1 protein-coding gene is annotated in these 1760 nt (G+C 67.8%); it reads right to left on the bottom strand.

What is annotated here, in order from left to right; translation table 11 throughout:
* On the bottom strand, positions 1–1760 hold a 1760-nt coding region (locus tag CH295_RS27320), incomplete at both ends, for an acetyl/propionyl/methylcrotonyl-CoA carboxylase subunit alpha (RefSeq protein ID WP_212556232.1).

The raw sequence follows: 1760 nt of genomic DNA, 5'->3' as shown, positions 1-1760 counted from the left end.
TTGATCTCTGCGAGGACGGTGCCTTGGGTGATGGCGTCGCCTGCGGTGACGGTCAGGCCGGTGATGGTGCCTGCTTTGTGGGCGTTGACGGGGTTTTCCATTTTCATCGCTTCGAGGACGGCGATGAGGTCACCGGCGTCGACGGTTTGGCCTTCGTCGACGGCGACTTTGACCACGGTGCCCTGCATCGGTGCGGTGACCGCATCTCCGGATGCCGCGCCTGCTCCGGCTCCGCCGCGGGTGCGGGCTTTGGGTTTGCGGCGTACTGCACCGGCAGGTCCGCCGCCGTTACCGCCGAGGGACAGTTCCCCGGGCAGGGACACCTCCACGCGTCGGCCGCCGACCTCGACGACCACGGACTGACGCGGCAGGACCTCGTCCTCGTCGATGGGTTGCCCGGCGGTGAACGGGGGGACCTGGTTGTCCCATTCGGTCTCGATCCAGCGGGTGTGCACCGAGAACGACTCCCCGTCGCCGATGAACGCCGGATCGGAGACCACCGCGGCATGGAACGGAATCACCGTGGCAAGTCCTTCGACGGTGAACTCCGCGAGCGCCCGACGCGACCGCGCGAGCGCTTCCTCACGGGTCGCTCCGGTGACGATGAGCTTGGCGAGCATCGAGTCGAACTGGCCACCGATCACCGAGCCGGATTCGACACCGGAATCGACCCGCACACCGGGTCCTGACGGCGCGGTGAAGGTGGTGACCGGTCCGGGGGCGGGCAGGAACCCGCGTCCGGCGTCTTCGCCGTTGATCCGGAACTCGAACGAATGCCCCCGCGGCTCGGGATCTTCGGTGATGGACAGTTCCTCACCGTTGGCGATGCGGAACTGCTGCAGCACCAGGTCGATGCCCGAGGTCTCCTCGGTGACGGGATGCTCGACCTGCAGACGGGTATTGACCTCCAAGAACGAGACCAGCCCGTCCTGTCCGACGAGGTACTCCACCGTGCCGGCACCGTAGTAGCCGGCTTCGAGGCAGATGGCCTTCGCCGACGAATGGATCTCCTTGCGTTGGGCGTCGGTGAGGAACGGGGCCGGTGCTTCCTCGACGAGTTTCTGGAAGCGGCGTTGCAGGGAGCAGTCGCGGGTGCCGGCGACGACGACGTTGCCGTGGGTGTCGGCGATGACCTGCGCTTCGACGTGGCGCGGCTTGTCGAGGTACCGCTCGACGAAGCATTCCCCACGCCCGAACGCGGCGACGGCTTCGCGGGTGGCGGAGTCGAACAGTTCGGGGATTTCCTCGCGGGTGCGGGCCACTTTCATGCCGCGGCCGCCGCCACCGAACGCGGCTTTGATCGCGATCGGCAGACCGTGTTCGTCGGCGAAGGCGAGGATCTCGTCGGCGTCCTTGACCGGCTCGGACGTGCCGGGGACCGAGGGGGCTTTGGCGCGGGCGGCGATGTGGCGGGCGGTGACCTTGTCGCCGAGGTCGCGGATCGACTGCGGGGACGGGCCGATCCAGATCAGGCCGGCATCGATCACGGCCTGCGCGAACTCGGCGTTCTCGGAGAGGAATCCGTAGCCGGGGTGGATGGCGTCGGCCCCGGACTTGGCGGCGGCGTCGAGGATCTTGTCGATCACCAGATACGACTCCGCCGAGGTCTGCCCACCGAGCGCGAACGCTTCGTCGGCAAGGCGTACGAACGGGGCATCGGCATCGGGCTCGGCATACACAGCGACACTGGCCAACCCGGCATCGGCGGCCGCCCGGATCACCCGCACCGCGATCTCACCACGATTGGCGACAAGAACCTT

It is taken from the genome of Rhodococcus sp. 14-2483-1-2, from assembly GCF_002259405.1.
Taxonomy (GTDB): Bacteria; Actinomycetota; Actinomycetes; order Mycobacteriales; family Mycobacteriaceae; genus Rhodococcoides.
Note: the sequence above shows the minus strand (reverse complement) of the source record. Positions and strands in the feature narration are given on the sequence as shown.